This window comes from Mucilaginibacter gossypiicola (assembly GCF_900110105.1).
Classification (GTDB): domain Bacteria; phylum Bacteroidota; class Bacteroidia; order Sphingobacteriales; family Sphingobacteriaceae; genus Mucilaginibacter; species Mucilaginibacter gossypiicola.
On the sequence record NZ_FOCL01000002.1, the window covers coordinates 342,690 to 357,651 of the forward strand.

Consider the following 14,962-nt stretch of genomic DNA (forward strand, 5'->3'; position numbering starts at 1 on the left):
ACTTTCAAACTAAATTAATCGACGTAGCCCAAAACACCCATTTCTGGTATGTCCAATCCGGCAACTTCGTCTTCCGCTTTAACCCTGATCGGGGTTATTTTATTTGATATCTTAAAGAAGATATACATCACTATGAATACAAAAACTCCGCAGGTGAGCGTGCCTACGCATTGCGCACCAAACTGGCTCGCATCGCCATAAAACAAACCTTTCACTGGTCCGGCAACCCCGTTCCAGCCATCACCATAAGAGCCGTCGGCAAATAGGCCCAACGATAATACTCCCCATGCGCCGTTTACACCGTGTACTGCAAAAGCGCCTACCGGATCGTCTATTCTGAGTTTGTTGTCCATTAAATGAATGGTTAAAACTACCAGACAACCCGCTATAGCGCCGATGATAACCGATGATATCGAGTTTACGAACGCGCAGGGCGCAGTAATTGCCACTAAACCAGCCAGCATACCATTCGCCAGCATACCTGGGTCCGGTTTCTTTTTCTGTATATAAAGAAGTACCAATACGGCCAGTGTTCCGGCGGTGCCGGCCATCATGGTATTAACCGCGACAATGCTGATACGGAAATCGCCGCCGGCTAAAGTTGACCCGGGGTTGAATCCAAACCAGCCCAAAGCCAGGATGAATGTGCCCAGTAAAGCCATCGGTATATTGTGACCGGGGATTGTATTTGCGGTACCATCGGCATTGAATTTGCCAATACGTGGCCCAATAATGATAGCACCGGCAAGGGCAGCGACACCACCCACCATGTGTACAACGGATGAGCCTGCAAAGTCAACCATGCCATGGCCTAAATGAAAGTTAGCACCTAATTGAGACAGCCATCCGCCGCCCCATACCCAGTTGCCATATAATGGATATACAAACATGGAGATAAACAAACCGAAGATAAGGAATGACTTGAACGACCATCTTTCGGCCATAGAGCCAGTTGGGATAGTAGCTGTAGTATCCATAAACACCATCTGGAACAGGAATAATGTAAATACACCCACATCATACACTTTACTGTTCAGGAAAAAACCTACAGAACCGGCAATGCCAAAATCATGACCGAATAAATTTACTACAACTTCATGGCTAACTACGCCGGGAGCACCGCCTAAAGTAGCCGCATTTAGCGCACCGCCAAACATAAAGGCAAAGCCACATATCCAGAAACCAAACATACCCAGTGCGTAAACCAAAAAGTTCATACCCATGGTATGCGCTACATTTTTCTTTTGCGTAAAGCCTGTTTCAACCAGCGCGAAACCGGCCTGCATGAACATTACAAGGAAACCCGCGATAAGCGTCCACATGATGTTGATGGCAATTTTGTTATGCCCGACAGCGTCGCCAAGTTCAGCCGCAGTCGGAGCACCTGGCTTGGCCGCTGTAACATCTGTAATGGTACCGGTCTTTCCTCCAGTTGAATCCTGCGCAAAAGAGCGGACAGGCTCGATTAAAACAAAAGCAATGAGTAAAATCATACCTAAAACCAGGTATGCGGGGATTTTTTTGTGTAGAATTTTAATTTTCATGTGTTAAAAGGGTTAGTTTGGTTTGATTTGCATGTGATTTTTAAGCTTTTTTTAATATTGAATCTAAATACCAGGCATTGCATGGTGTTTTTCAATGAAGTTAAAGTGATTTATGCTAAAAATACACATTAATGAAACGTTAAAACCTTAGAAAAACCTTAGAATTTAAATTAGACCGCGTTTTAAAATGGGTTATAGATAGTTTTATGAAGAATTTCAGACTTTAATGCGTTTTAAAATGGCTTAAGTGATTTAAAATGTCGTTAAAATTCAAATTTTACTATTGGTTTAAATGGAAAATATATTAAATCGACGCTCACTTAAATAAAATGCCATAATTCTAACAAAAATGATAGCTACAATCGCCAAAATTGCGCTGTTTTTGTGCATAATTGCCTTGCCCCTGTTGCCGACTCAGAAAAGAAGGCGAGTTAAGCTTTCCAAAAAGCAGGCAACGGAAGAACGATCACAGTACGCCGTTAACGAGGATGGTTATATCGAAGTGTTCAAGCAAGAGGAAAAGGAGTTTTAGATTACTGCAGAGGCATGATCTATAGTTTTCAAATTAAATACCTCTATAACAGCCAGGTAAACCGATAATGAATCTTAGTAGTTTGGCCAATATGGTTTTAGACTCGGTTTTTGACGTAAAATTTGTCCATAGGCGTAAATATTGCGAATAATAGGAGTAAATAATGTCAATACCATATTAAACATGGTTGAATTTGTTTGTCAATAGTTTGCCCTTGAATTTTTACCCGATCAAGCGCTGCTGCATCCATAATATCATTAAATAATGTTCATGATCGATAGGAGTTCATAAAGCAAAATCCGTTTTTCTTCCGCCAATTTTAATTCTATGCCTGTGCCACGTTCTAATTATGAGCATTGTCCGCGCCAGGATATCCCGAGATATTCTTTTATTATAAATTCGAGCTGCGCAATACCGGAGCCTGCTTAGGCAAAAGTACGGGCAGCCCTGTATATAAGGAAAATTGGGGTGCAAGCATTTCGTTAGCACGGGTCATCAAAAGACATTTAGGCAATTTGTCGATAAAGACAAAGGAAATCTTGATAACGTAAATCTGCCAATCTTCGGTTTTCGTAAATCAGCACAAATACTCATAGATGCGGATCAAAAAAATAAAGCTGAGCGAGGAGATGTTGATTAGGGCTCTGAGAGAACGCCATCCGCAGGGGGCGCGTGCTCTTTACGATATGTATTACGGTGCATTATTCGGTACCATTGCTCGTATCGTTCCGGACCAATACCAAAGTGAAGATGTCCTTCAGGAATGTTTTCTGCGGATCTGGAACCAGATCGACCAATATGATTCCAGCAAGGGTCGACTCTTTACCTGGATGGTTAATATAGCCCGTAATATGGCTATTGACCGGCTGCGTTCTAAAGGTTACCGGAACGACAGGAAGACTGGTGGTTTGGAAGGTTGCGAACATATCGCACAAAGCCATGAGGGAATTTTCGACCGCCTGGACAGCCGCCTTATCCGTAAAGGGATGGTCATATTGCAGCAAAAAGAACTTAATATCGTCGACCTCATTTATTACCAGGGATATACCCATACCGAAGTGGCCGAGGCCCTCCAAATACCCTTAGGTACGGTAAAAACGCGTTTGCGAACAGCGCTTCAACGCCTTCGCGTTTATTACACCTGTTATTCCCTGCAGGCGAGCTGAAATATTTTGATGCGTTTATTCTGACCTTTCCAAAGCTATTAATGTTATTAATTTCAGGCGCTTTGAGTTCTTTAAATCCTACAGTAATTTGTCAATGAAGCTTCCTTTTTACGCGCTGCCGTAAACAATGGTACTACAAAAACAGGCAAAAGGTGACCTAACTTCAGCATTTAAAATATTCAGTTCAACTATTCATCAGCGGTCAATTCATCAAGAATTTTTTGCCAGGCAGGTTTCCGGGGAACATTTCCACGGATTTACGATACATCTCTATTGCTTCTTTCTTTTTGCCGATTTGCTGCAAAGCTTTTCCATAGCTGTCATAAGTATTCCAGCTTTGGGGGTACAGGAGGGTGCATAATTTCAGTGCTTCCAGCGCTTCGAGATCTCGGTGGTCGTCCAGAAGTTCCAGTCCGAGTTCGTTCAGTTCCCGCTCATCGGCGAAATAGTGAAGGGTATCCATCTTTAACCTGTTGTAGAAGGTAGCGGCTGCATCTGGTCCTTCCTTAAAAAGGATACGTGCGTAAGGAAGGAAAAGGGATTGTTTTCCCGGCGGGGCTAGCTTAAAGTTCGAGACATTGTAGACGATGTTAAAGACCTCCTTACAGGCAGAGCCAAAGCCGCTGCTTTCCGCGTTATCGAGCAGGATTAGTGTTCTGTGATGCGTAATGTCATGCCAGAAGAAGGTAAAGAAGCCGGGTTCACGGCCGGTATGCATGACCATTTTACCCAGGTTGTTCACAGGCAGGAACCAGCCCATTCCATATCCTGCCGGGCCGAACTCTCCGCCGGGCATAGCCTCCGCGCCGTCATTCAGGCGGCAGGAAGTAAAGGCCTGGCTAAGCAGTTTTTTGTCTAGTAATTTATACCTGTCCAATGCCTGGGCGAATTTCAGCAGATCAGTTGTCGTGCTGACGATGTTTGTCGGGCCGTACAAATCACGCAGGTTATAACTCCAGCGTCTCACTTTTTTACTTTGGCTGATACTTTCCATGTCTCCGAGGTAATGATGACGAACGAGGTAGCCGGTGACCCGGTTGGAATCACCCTGCCTGTTGCCCAGCAGGTAGCTGTCCTTCATTCCTGCTGGCCGGAAAATATGTTTGTCCAGGTAGGTAGCAAAGGTTTCGCCGCTTATCACAATAGTTTCCCGGTATTGGATTTATCGTCAGCCAGCCGTTATTGCAACCTAGACCTGCATCACTGAAAGGGTACTTGAGTCGGCGATGAGAATAACCCTGATATATATTTTTCTATAAACAATGACTGGTAATTCAACGTTAAATAAGTTGTCCGGTTTTGCTAAAATGCCATTCGGAGTCGTGCTATAGGTTTTATTTGAACTAGCCCTGTAAATCACAATGCAATCAAGTGAACTGAAAGCGCGCCTATTGCTTTTTACGCCTATGTTAATTGAGCAACATTTGGACTATTGATATGCGAAGTTGCTACCTAACAAAACTACGGGTGATAGGGTTTGCCTGTATGTGTTAGCATTTTTATCTTAAAAGTCGTTATTTAGCAATTTTCAATTATAACGACCTGCTTAAATTAAATTTTCCTTCCGTTATATCTGCATAAATTAACGGCGAACTGCCCACCTTATGGATATTCCGGTATGCTTGACCATGTTGTTCCGTGCTCATTGGATCAATGAGTCGTGTTAATGAATATAAATTTCAAATATCTAACTCATAAAGATAGCATGGTCAAAGTGTAACGGAATGCCCTGACCTCTATTTGCGGAACTCATTGATCAACGGCTCCGGAATATCCAGGTTGAGGGCCTGAAAATTTTTGTATCACAACTCCGGACAGGAGGTGGGTACGATTTATTTTCGAAGCAACGCTTTTTCTGTATATGGGAAGGTGATAGATGTAAATATTATTTGAAATATTATTTTGCAACTTGCTGTAAATAAATTGTTTTATGTTTATATTGGTCTCGTTAGACCTAAAGTCTGGCAAACCTTACCATGTCACCATTCGCCCGTTTTAAAAAACGAACGCTTGACCTGCTTTTGCCGGTCGTGTTATTGTTTGTTTGTCTAAATGCCAGCGCTCAGAGTGCCCAGGTGATCAGCATTGACTCCCTAAGCGGCAAGCCCTCGGCAGGTTTTCCTTTTGATAGCCCTTTTGAATTGAAATATTCCTTATCCGGGGGTGTTAAAGCGAGCAGTGCTATTTTATTCAGCGTAAGCAGCCAGGGTTGCCTTGGTAATGTCCTGTCCCAGGATTGCCGGGAGTCGATCCTGAAGACACAGATCGATGCACTTAAGAAAAAGATAGCCGAAGAACAGGATCCCCTTGAAAAGAAGAAGCTAAAAAAACTGCTGGCGCAACAATTGAGTAGCACGATCAGCGTACCGCTAAAGATCAATAAACAGAACGGAGCAGATGTCTATGTTGATATGCCGGCACTTTCACCGAACAGGAGTTACCGGGTGTTCATCTTTGCTAACCCCGTCAAGGTCGAAGGATTGGAAGCTATCCTCAAAAAAATGGATACGGACGCTGTCGGCGCTGAAGCGGATTTCAACAAATTAGCGGTTACCTACAACACCGTTATACAAGTCAATCCCAGCAAGCCTTGTGCTGGCTGCCAAACGATCACTTTTCAGATAGGCCCTTTCGCTGCCTTTCAGCAAGACTACACCAATAAATGGAAAGCGCCCTGGACAGCATTGGTCGCTGAACGGGCAGCTTTGGATAAGTTAAAAGCCAGGTTTGCCGGAACAGCACCTTCAAAAACCTACGATCAAAAATATGACAAGATCATCAAAGATTTCCTGGCCTATGCGCAGGAATGCATCAAATGTGATGTGAAGGCCCCGCAATATGAACTACTATCTAAAACCAAAGTAGATATCCCTTCGGTGCTGATCAATTTACATTCCTCCTTGCTTCCCACGGTATATACAGGGGAAACAGACCTTGCGCTGCTAAATGCCACAGTTCCGAATCCAGACCAGGCCCCTGAAGTGACATTGCAGAACCTGACCAACACGATACTGGAGTTACAGGCGATCGTCGCGCTGACGGATTATTTCAAGTATAAGTATGCTTATACCAATACCGATCTGGCGGCGTTCGAGCTGTTCATAAAAGGTGCGATCACGGACAACGAGGCGAACCTGACCGCGCTGAAAGCCTATCAAAAAGCTATTGCTGATGAGACCGCAAAGGTCAAAAAGATGGAGGCGGCTTTTACTGCTTTAACGGTTCCCTTTTTTAATCAGCCGGTCAATAACGTGGGCTCGAACACCTGGACCTACAGTTTCGATACGCGGGCAACCTATATGATAAGGTCTGATTTTGGCTTCATGGTATATGGCAATCCCTGGAACAATCCGGGTTTGAAAGGTTTTTTACCTTACGTAGGCTTTCACGTTAACCTGCGCCCCATGAACACCGACATCCCATTCAGCCAGATCCCTGATAAAGATATCTTCAGCTATTTATCCCTGAACGCCGGTGCTGTCATCGGTTCGCTGGCACAGGCGGGTGAGCGCGACGGCCTGATCGGCGGAACCTCTATCTATACAGGCCTCGGGGTGAATTTCAGTCACGAAGTGCGGCTTACTTTCGGCGGCGTATGGTACCGCAAATACGATCCCAATCCGCTCATCAACCGCAAAACAGCAGGTGTGACACCTTACCTGGGGCTGTCGATCGACTTTAGGTTAAAAGACATTTATAACGGATTTAAGAAAATTTTTGAGCCATGAAAAAATTGACCTATGGTTTGATCCTGCTGGGCATATTAGCCTGGAACAGCTGCCAGAAAGACCCGGACGAGTACCTGGCTGAAAACAAAAGTAAAATATTCATGATCTCGGCGCCAACATCCGTCCCAGCGGACGGCAAGTCAACGATCCTGATCACCGCAACACTTTCGCCGGCGACCGCCGATAATAGAACGGTGACGTTCACGACGAGTAAGGGGACATTTGCCGATAACGATTCCGTTAAACTTACTACAAACGCTGCAATTACCAACGGTACGCTGGTGGCTTCGGCCTATCTTAGGTCAAGCGTGGATGCCAATGACCGTGTGCTGGTCAAAGTATCTGCACCACGTTTGGACACGACCCTGGTGATCAAATTCGTGACGGCCCTGCCGGATAGCATCCACAGTGAGTCGACGACGGTGATCGCCAGTAAGAATTACAACAACCAAATACCGATCACCACCTACCTTTTCCGCAAAGTCGGTAAAGCAACCACCGGCCAGACAGCGTCTTACCGCGCTATTAAAGCTGATGGCACGGGTATCGGATCCTTTATCGGTATAAGCCCGACCGGTAGCGATGCCACGGGAGTGATCAAATCCACCTTCGTTACACGGGATTCCGTCTATGCTGGAAATATTCGGATCATCACTTCGGTGCTAGGTACGCAAAAAACACTTTTGGATACTGTTAAACTTTTAATAAAACCTTAGCAACATACACAAATGGCACAATTTTCAGAAGAAACGGTGGCTGATGGTATTCAGCAACTCATCAACGCTTTTCAGGAGCAACTCGATGGAAGGATCATCGGCATCAGATCGATCACATTTGAACTTTCTGATGAAACCGAACAAGAGATCGACCTGCCGGAAGACGGACACGGTGTGATCGGTGACCCGGGCTCCAGCCCAAACACGGTTTGCACACCGTTGGGAGGCGGCATGTGGCAGTGTGTCAAAACTTAATCGCCATTACGCCTTTTTAACGGACCTGCCTGTTGCCGTTCCTTTTGAACGCGTGTAAACCACTCCAGGAAACCCGGGGTGTGTTTGGAAGCTGCAAATAGGGCGGCCAGGTATTCGTCTAATATTTTGAGTTGCTTCCATTGTTGGGCTTCGGCTAACAATTCGGCAAGGCCATTCGTCAACATTTCCGGCTCAGTTGGGGATTCTGCGTTCAATACTGCCCGCGTTTCTTCCCTGGGTGGCCTTGCCCTTTCTCGCTCCAGTTGCCGGGCATGAATTTCCATATGGTCTACGATAGCCTGGATCTGTTCCTCCAATAACTTGTTGCCGTCGCGCCAGTCGCGGCCTCCCCACCAGTCCATCCGGAACGCAAGCCGGCCTGTGGGTTTTAGTTGTCGGGTATCATGTTCGTTCGCTTTCGGCAGGGTCTTACATATCTCGTAAAGTCATGGCCTAATTCTCCTTTAAAAATGTTTTAAGAATTACTCTGACAGCCTCAGCAAGCACCATACCAGTAATATGTGCGAAAAAAATTGCAGTATAACTCTGAAAAAATTACAGTGCCAGTGTCAATTTTTCGCCCTAATGCTCCGGGCGGTCAGTTTTCGGTCGGTAAAAGCCGCGCTGGCCGATGATCTTTACCTGTTGTTTGAAGCCGCGCTGATCGGACAAAAAGTACATCGAGATTATAGGCCAGTTGAAAAAGCAAAGCAATTTCGGCAAAGTTAATTTAACTGGAAAAGACAATTACGTTGACCCTCTTCGCCAATTTACCTTATGACTATAATCAACTGTATTTCAGATTTTACAGTGATAAAATCTAAATTGGCAATTGGGGGCAATCAGGTTCGGTTTATCCAATTTGCCAAATTTCAGTGCATTTTCTCCCAAAGATTAATGAGCCTTTTTTGAGCTGAGTGTATGGCTCTCCTTCCTATTGAATGGGAAAGCTTGGCCGACAGATGACGTCTAAAAATGAATGCATTTTATTCGCTGTTTTTAAATAAAAGCAGAACCGGCAGAGCTCGCAGCAATTTTAAAAGAAAACCCGGACAAATAGCCGCTGATCCTTAATGCCCAAGGCCACTTGTAAGCAGGAGCCCTTGAATAAAAACTAATTAATACCTCGTAAGCTTTAAAACATTACTCAGCAGACAAGAAGAGGTCTGGCTGCGCGACTGGTTGTGTTTGCGTTGTAACGACCCTTCCTTAAAGATTATACTGGAAAGGGAAAAATAAATCAATTTTCAGTGTACCCCCTCTGTTTTTAACTCCCATATCAATTTGTTAAAAAGTGTTAAAGCTATTTGATTTTTTTTGACAGCTGTTTTTCTTTGAGCCGTCAATTTTTAAACGTTAAACCAATTATCGAAAAAAGCATTTTTTGAAAGCTATCATTAACCATTTTAGTTGTTAGATCATGTTACCCCAAATCACTATCACCCGTTTCAGCGCAGCGCGCAGCTTGACATTTCTTTTATTATTTCTAACATCCGCCTTCGCATCACAAGCGCAACAGCAGCCAGTCACCTGGCCGGCTGGCAAATCAGGCTTTACCGCCAAACTGATGAACATCGAGGCCGCAACCAATGAAATCTTCCGTTACAGCACGACGCTCCATAACGGCTCGGCCAGCGCCAAGATCTACGAATTTAAAACCGATATTCCCTTTGGCTGGACGATTGCCTACAAGGTGGACGGCAACCAGGTCACTTCCATAAACATGGACGCAGGCAAAACACAGGATATCGCCATCGAGATCAATGCCACGGCTACCGCCTCCCCGAAAAAATACAAGGTTCCGATCAGGGCCGTATCCGGTTCCGATACCCTATCGCTGAATCTGGAAGCCGTAGTTAAAGGCTCCTACAGTTTGACACTAAGTACACCTACCGGAAGATTAAGCGACGAAGTAACCTCGGGCAGCCAAAAAGAGTTGCAGCTGACCGTCAAAAACACTGGTACGCTGCCGTTGAACGACCTGCAGGTTACCGCACAATTGCCTACCGGCTGGGAATCTACTTTTGAACCCGCGAGTATCAAACAACTGGAGGCTGGGAAAACCGTTGATGTTAAAGCGACCGTAAAAGTGCCGGACAAAACCATTGCCGGGGACTATGCTGCTAATTTTACGGCAACTAATAGCAATACCAACTCACAGATCGCTTTCCGACTCGCGGTCAAAACGTCCTTGCTTTCCGGCTGGATGGGTATTTTGGTCATCCTGTTGGCCATTGGCATCGTTTATTATCTCATTCGTAAATATGGCAGAAGATAAAATAGCCAATCCATTTTTTACCAATGAAAGATCCTATTATACAATTAAAGGGCTTAACCAAACAGTATGGCGCTGTTAAAGCGGTAGATGGTTTAAATCTTGATATCGACAAAGGTGAGATCTTTGGATTGCTGGGACCTAACGGAGCTGGCAAAACCACCACCATATTGATGATGCTCGGGCTTACCGATCCCACGAGTGGTACCGCTTTTGTTTGCGGGCACAATGCAACTAGCAACCCTATCTCAGTTAAGAAAAAAGTGGGCTATATGCCCGACAATGTCGGTTTTTATGATAATATGACCGCGCTGGAAAACCTGGTGTATATCGGCAGACTGAACAGCGTACCTGAAAATGAACTAAAAAAGCGTTCTGCCGAAGTGCTGGAGGTTGTGGGCCTTGCCGCAGACCAACATAAAAAGACTTCAGCTTTTTCCCGTGGCATGAAACAACGTCTTGGTCTGGCCGATGTGCTGATCAAGAACCCTGAGGTCATCATCCTGGATGAGCCGACACTCGGCATCGACCCCACCGGGGTTAGAGATTTCCTGGCGCTCATCAAACAGTTGAGCCGGCAGCAGGGGCTCACCGTTTTACTCTCATCGCACCATTTACACCATGTTCAGCAGGTGTGCGACCGCGTAGGGATTTTCGTAAACGGACAATTGTTGGCACAGGGAGATATCGGTGCTTTGTCTGCCCAGTTATTCGGCACCGACAGCCATGTCACTTCTATCAGGCTAGCACAACCCGTTTCACAACCCTGGCAGCAGGAGCCGGAACTCCAGGCATGGGAAGCCATTACCCGGATTCGCATCCACGAAAATGAACTGGAATTTACCAGCAGGCGTGACATAACGGCCGCACTGGTTCGTTTCCTTGTTGAAAAAGGCCATGACGTAATCGGTGTCAATCAAAAAAATTATGGACTCGACGACATTTACCAGAAATATTTTGAATCAAATAATACTAAAAAAACAAGCTATGAAAAGTCAATCTCCTGATCCGGGGCCTTTCGGCGTTATGGTTCACAAGGGAATAGCGGATCATATACGCAGCTGGCGCTTCAGTATACTGATTGCGCTTATTGTTCTTACTTTTATCGCCGCGATGTATGTATCTCTGGCGAATATTAAATCAGCAATAGGAAATACAAAAGATCCGGACCATCTTTTTTTATATCTGAAGTTGTTAACGACAACCGATAATTCCATCCCACCATTTCACGTGTTCCTGAGTTTTCTGGCACCGTTGCTGGGTATCAGCTTAGGGTTTGATGCGGTCAATTCCGAGCAGAACAGCGGTACCTTAACCCGCCTGATGGCGCAGCCCATCTACCGGGATAATTTGCTACTGGCCAAATTTGTAAGCGCCCTGGTTATCGTCAGCAGCTTGTTTTTTGCATTGGCTTTGCTGATGATAGGCGGCGGATTAGTACTGACTGGTGTGCGCATGGAACCGCAGGAATTGTTTCGCATACTGGGGTTTATTGTGATCACTATTGCTTATGTGGCTTTTTGGTTAAGTTTATCTATCATGCTTTCCATCTTGTTTAAGCAAGCGGCAACTTCCGCGCTTACAGCTATCGGGATCTGGTTGTTCTTTACGATATTTTACCAGATTGTCATTAACCTTATTGTCAAGTCCTTCTTACCTGATGCGGCTTACCTTACCCAAGCCGAGATCATTAGTTATAACGATCTTATCTTGAATCTGCAACGTATCGCTCCGAACCAGCTTTACTCAGATGCAGTTACCACTTTACTAATGCCCTCCGTTCGAAGCCTTGGTCCGGTAACCATGGAGCAAATGGCGGGCGCTATACCGGCTCCGCTGCCGTTTAAGGAAAGTGTCATGATCGTATGGCCGCAAGTAAGCGGTTTAATTGCATCAGCAGTAGGGTGTTTTGCATTTGCTTATTACTTTTTTATGCGACGTGAGATACGCAGCTGATGAGAGAGCAAATGATGTAAGAAGTATGGGCAGGTAAACCCTGTTTGATTTGACCCTGACTAGCCTGTTTGGAATGAGTACTTTGATCCAGTGTTGGCTTTCACCGAACAGTCCTGTCTGTTTTTATTGATACTTAGCAGGAACGGAACAGGTAAGCGCCACCGAACGGGCCGCACATAAAGAAAAAAATGATCGCCAGCCGCAGCCTGATGCGCGATTTAAGCAAAGGCCGGTCAGTGTTTGATTTTTGCAATACCTGCGCGAACTCGACACCGAGGTCAGTAACGGTGCCTGTCAGGTGGGTAGCGGACTAAAGAACCGAAAACCATGGAAACCAATGCGTTTTGAAGGCCCATCGCAAAAAGCAGGCTGCCTGCAAACATTTTCTTAGCCAACAGACTGCCATGATAACGGTAACCAGGCAAGGCCAGCAGTTGCAAAACAATTATAAATAAACCGACAATGCTTTTTCAAAATTAATTCTTTAAGTTTGACTTATTAGAAAATGTTCTTTCCAAAAATCGCTAAAATAGAATCAGTGTTATAGGGTAACATTGAGGGTAACAAAGGCGATAATAGATTTTATAATTACTTCACAATAAGGAATATAGTAGCGCATGGGTAAGCCAAAACCGGTCCCGTCCATTCCGCTAAAAGAGCCGCAAGGCACATCAAAAGCGCTTAGATTACTGGTCTAAGCGCTTTTTTTATATCCGAAAAACCGCATAACACCTCAGCATTTATGACTCAGCCAGCGACCTATTCGGTGACTGGTTCAGAACACCTAATTTAGTCACCAAATCAATGATTAACTAATTGTAAATCAATTATTTGCAATCATAAAATTTGGCCTCAAAACACCTCATTTTAACGCAAGTTTCTGGTTTAAAAACGACCTTAATCAGAGGGGATATCAGACCATCTCAGAACCCTGCGGAAATTATGATCCGCAGGGTTCGGGAGCCGGAATAAACGCCGAAAAATACGGTTTTGGTGACTAACTCGGTGACCTAATTTGACATTACAAAAAAGGTCACCGAATAAGGGGTTAATTGATTGATTTTAAAGCACTTGAATAAGTGAAAATTAGTCACGAAAAGCGAGTTTTCGTGACCAGGTTATTTATCAGGTTTTAAAATTCATTCAAATGAAAAATGCACAAAAATTTTCAGTCCTGATCTGGACTGACAAAAGAAAAACAGACTCCCAGGGGTTGGTTCCGCTTTATGCGCGTATTACCTATCTCAGCAAACGGACAGAAATTTCACTTGGACGCAAGGTCGATCCTAAAAAGTGGGACGCGGAAAGCGGTTATTTAAAAGGCAGTGGTCAGGATGGTGCTTGGTGACCATCAACTCCATGATATCTATTCCAAACAGGATGGCGCAGCGTTCACTCTGAGCTATCAGCTGGATGACCCGCACGGCTACCAGCTTTACTGTATCGATGCCTCACTCGACGTGCCGGGCAAAGAAAACCGACAGGTATTTCAATACCTGCAAGCCGACGTACCTGCCAAAACAGCGCTGGAGCTGCTGCAGTTAAAACTTTCCGCACCTGACGGGCAAGACCCATTTAGGCCCCTGAACCTGAAAGAAACAGAACAATATATTCATTTACTAAAAGCAAATCATATGAACACGCAAAATTTAGATTTCCTGAAAAAAAGCCTGCTGAACCTTGGCTTCGGCGAGAAGGTCAACAAAGAACTGGAACAGCAGATCGGTAAGAAAACCCCGGAATTTACGCTGGCGGCAAAACACGAATTCAACCAAACACCCATAGACTACCAGCTTCATTTTAAAGCCGGAGAATCGGAAGGGATGTACTTTTTCAATAAGTATGATGCCACCATTACCAAAGCAAAGGGTGAGGATATCAACCAAACGTTTTACATCAACAAAGGCAATGGTATAACCGCCAAAGAAGCCTTTAACCTGATGGAAGGGCGGGCCGTGCACAAACAGCTGTTCAACAAGGACGGAGAGAAGTACCAGGCCTGGCTACAGCTCGACCCTGATAACCTGACTCAAAACGGCAACAAAGAGATCAAAAGGTTCAATGAAAATTACGGATTCAACCTCGAGCAGGTCCTGACCGGTAAGGGCATCAAAGAAATGGAGAACGCGGAAAGCAAGGAAAGCCTGCTTAGATCCTTACACAAAGGCAATGCCCAGCAGATCACCGTTACCCGTGGTAAGGAAGAAGTGAAATACTTTGTGACCGCCAGCCCGCAATTCAAAACCATCGACCTTTATGATCACCAGATGAAACGCATCAAACGAGAAGAATTGTTGCAGCCGTCTCAAAAGAACACCCAATCCCAAAAGAACAACCGGCAGCAAAAGGAGGGCCTGCCTGAAAAAAAGCAGCAGTCAAGAAAGCGTAAAATGACGGTTTAAATAAAGACTGTACGTACATTTAAAAGGATAGATTTCGTCTATCCTTTTAAGTATCTTATCGGGACCCAATTATGTTTAGATAATGTTCAGTTATCCTTTGTTTAGTTCCAGCCGCCCTTTATTTTTATAGCTGCGCTACTTAGTTTATCAGTGATAAAAACCCAACTCCGCAGTATTTTAGTCCCGCCCGGCCATCGACCGCGGCCCGCAAGATGGGATTGTCAGCAATCCTATATTGCCGGGGCACGCAAAAATTGTGTCCGCTTTTGTTGACCTTGGAATCACTAATTTCATGGCTTTACTTTTTTTAGGGAACCGCATTGGGTTCAATGTCTGGAAATTCAACTCCTCTCTAAGTAATGTTTTTTTTGCTGCGCAGATAGGCTGC

At 44.9% G+C, this 14,962-nt stretch carries 14 protein-coding genes; 10 read left to right on the forward strand and 4 right to left on the reverse strand.

Annotated features, from left to right (window positions below):
• Positions 1-14: 14 nt before the first annotated feature.
• On the reverse strand, positions 15-1,544 hold the full coding sequence (locus BMX50_RS06725; RefSeq protein ID WP_091209450.1) for an ammonium transporter: 1,530 nt from the start codon (positions 1,542-1,544) through the stop codon (positions 15-17).
• A 349-nt stretch (positions 1,545-1,893) separates the two neighbouring features.
• On the opposite strand from BMX50_RS06725, the gene BMX50_RS06730 reads away from it, so the two are divergent.
• Both BMX50_RS06730 and BMX50_RS06735 read left to right on the forward strand, forming a co-directional pair.
• Positions 1,894-2,076 carry a hypothetical protein gene (locus tag BMX50_RS06730; protein WP_091209452.1) on the forward strand — a complete coding sequence of 61 codons (183 nt, stop codon included), beginning with the start codon at positions 1,894-1,896 and terminating at the stop codon, positions 2,074-2,076.
• A 596-nt stretch (positions 2,077-2,672) separates the two neighbouring features.
• The gene (locus BMX50_RS06735) at positions 2,673-3,242 is read left to right on the forward strand and encodes an RNA polymerase sigma factor (protein WP_091209454.1); all 570 of its coding nucleotides are present in this window, start codon (positions 2,673-2,675) and stop codon (positions 3,240-3,242) included.
• Positions 3,243-3,444: 202 nt separating this feature from the next.
• Here BMX50_RS06735 and BMX50_RS06740 read toward each other — a convergent pair whose 3' ends face one another.
• Positions 3,445-4,383: a serine hydrolase domain-containing protein gene (locus tag BMX50_RS06740; protein WP_167667831.1), complete on the reverse strand. Its 939-nt coding sequence runs from the start codon at positions 4,381-4,383 to the stop codon at positions 3,445-3,447.
• Between the two features lie 835 nt (positions 4,384-5,218).
• Between BMX50_RS06740 and BMX50_RS06745 the strand changes: the two genes are divergently transcribed.
• The 3 genes from BMX50_RS06745 to BMX50_RS06755 are packed head-to-tail and all read left to right on the forward strand — an operon-like array spanning position 5,219 to position 7,941.
• Positions 5,219-6,970: a hypothetical protein gene (locus BMX50_RS06745; RefSeq protein ID WP_091209459.1), complete on the forward strand. Its 1,752-nt coding sequence runs from the start codon at positions 5,219-5,221 to the stop codon at positions 6,968-6,970.
• A complete protein-coding gene (locus BMX50_RS06750) occupies positions 6,967-7,686 on the forward strand; it encodes a hypothetical protein (protein ID WP_091209461.1) in 720 nt (239 codons plus the stop codon). The genes BMX50_RS06745 and BMX50_RS06750 overlap by 4 nt, the downstream gene beginning before the upstream one ends.
• Before the next feature lie 12 nt (positions 7,687-7,698).
• Positions 7,699-7,941: a hypothetical protein gene (locus tag BMX50_RS06755; protein WP_091209463.1), complete on the forward strand. Its 243-nt coding sequence runs from the start codon at positions 7,699-7,701 to the stop codon at positions 7,939-7,941.
• Here BMX50_RS06755 and BMX50_RS06760 read toward each other — a convergent pair.
• A complete protein-coding gene (locus BMX50_RS06760; RefSeq protein WP_091209465.1) occupies positions 7,938-8,303 on the reverse strand; it encodes a hypothetical protein in 366 nt (121 codons plus the stop codon). The two genes, BMX50_RS06755 and BMX50_RS06760, sit on opposite strands and share 4 nt — an antisense overlap.
• A 1,205-nt stretch (positions 8,304-9,508) precedes the next feature.
• Between BMX50_RS06760 and BMX50_RS06765 the strand changes: the two genes are divergently transcribed.
• The 3 genes from BMX50_RS06765 to BMX50_RS06775 are packed head-to-tail and all read left to right on the forward strand — an operon-like array spanning position 9,509 to position 12,172.
• Positions 9,509-10,219 (forward strand): COG1470 family protein, encoded by a 711-nt coding sequence (locus tag BMX50_RS06765; RefSeq protein ID WP_244280882.1) that lies wholly within the window; start codon positions 9,509-9,511, stop codon positions 10,217-10,219.
• Positions 10,220-10,242: 23 nt separating this feature from the next.
• The gene (locus tag BMX50_RS06770) at positions 10,243-11,223 is read left to right on the forward strand and encodes an ABC transporter ATP-binding protein (RefSeq protein WP_091209469.1); all 981 of its coding nucleotides are present in this window, start codon (positions 10,243-10,245) and stop codon (positions 11,221-11,223) included.
• On the forward strand, positions 11,204-12,172 hold the full coding sequence (locus tag BMX50_RS06775; RefSeq protein ID WP_091209471.1) for an ABC transporter permease: 969 nt from the start codon (positions 11,204-11,206) through the stop codon (positions 12,170-12,172). The genes BMX50_RS06770 and BMX50_RS06775 overlap by 20 nt, the downstream gene beginning before the upstream one ends.
• 133 nt (positions 12,173-12,305) lie before the next feature.
• On the opposite strand, the gene BMX50_RS35185 is transcribed toward BMX50_RS06775, so the two are convergent.
• Positions 12,306-12,425, reverse strand: a complete 120-nt coding sequence (locus BMX50_RS35185; RefSeq protein WP_394332298.1) for a hypothetical protein — start codon at positions 12,423-12,425, stop codon at positions 12,306-12,308.
• Positions 12,426-13,319: 894 nt separating this feature from the next.
• Between BMX50_RS35185 and BMX50_RS06785 the strand changes: the two genes are divergently transcribed.
• Positions 13,320-13,520, forward strand: a complete 201-nt coding sequence (locus BMX50_RS06785; RefSeq protein ID WP_091209476.1) for an Arm DNA-binding domain-containing protein — start codon at positions 13,320-13,322, stop codon at positions 13,518-13,520.
• The gene (locus BMX50_RS06790) at positions 13,507-14,574 is read left to right on the forward strand and encodes a hypothetical protein (RefSeq protein ID WP_091209478.1); all 1,068 of its coding nucleotides are present in this window, start codon (positions 13,507-13,509) and stop codon (positions 14,572-14,574) included. The genes BMX50_RS06785 and BMX50_RS06790 overlap by 14 nt, the downstream gene beginning before the upstream one ends.
• Positions 14,575-14,962 lie beyond the last annotated feature (388 nt).

What these genes read in the sequence shown, in the direction of transcription:
- BMX50_RS06725 (WP_091209450.1), bottom strand. Translation starts at nt 1,544, where the DNA reads ATGAAAATTAAAATTCTACACAAAAAAATCCCCGCATACCTGGTTTTA.
- BMX50_RS06730 (WP_091209452.1), top strand. Translation starts at nt 1,894, where the DNA reads ATGATAGCTACAATCGCCAAAATTGCGCTGTTTTTGTGCATAATTGCC.
- BMX50_RS06735 (WP_091209454.1), top strand. Translation starts at nt 2,673, where the DNA reads ATGCGGATCAAAAAAATAAAGCTGAGCGAGGAGATGTTGATTAGGGCT.
- BMX50_RS06745 (WP_091209459.1), top strand. Translation starts at nt 5,219, where the DNA reads ATGTCACCATTCGCCCGTTTTAAAAAACGAACGCTTGACCTGCTTTTG.
- BMX50_RS06750 (WP_091209461.1), top strand. Translation starts at nt 6,967, where the DNA reads ATGAAAAAATTGACCTATGGTTTGATCCTGCTGGGCATATTAGCCTGG.
- BMX50_RS06755 (WP_091209463.1), top strand. Translation starts at nt 7,699, where the DNA reads ATGGCACAATTTTCAGAAGAAACGGTGGCTGATGGTATTCAGCAACTC.
- BMX50_RS06760 (WP_091209465.1), bottom strand. Translation starts at nt 8,303, where the DNA reads ATGGACTGGTGGGGAGGCCGCGACTGGCGCGACGGCAACAAGTTATTG.
- BMX50_RS06765 (WP_244280882.1), top strand. Translation starts at nt 9,509, where the DNA reads ATGAACATCGAGGCCGCAACCAATGAAATCTTCCGTTACAGCACGACG.
- BMX50_RS06770 (WP_091209469.1), top strand. Translation starts at nt 10,243, where the DNA reads ATGAAAGATCCTATTATACAATTAAAGGGCTTAACCAAACAGTATGGC.
- BMX50_RS06775 (WP_091209471.1), top strand. Translation starts at nt 11,204, where the DNA reads ATGAAAAGTCAATCTCCTGATCCGGGGCCTTTCGGCGTTATGGTTCAC.
- BMX50_RS06785 (WP_091209476.1), top strand. Translation starts at nt 13,320, where the DNA reads ATGAAAAATGCACAAAAATTTTCAGTCCTGATCTGGACTGACAAAAGA.
- BMX50_RS06790 (WP_091209478.1), top strand. Translation starts at nt 13,507, where the DNA reads ATGGTGCTTGGTGACCATCAACTCCATGATATCTATTCCAAACAGGAT.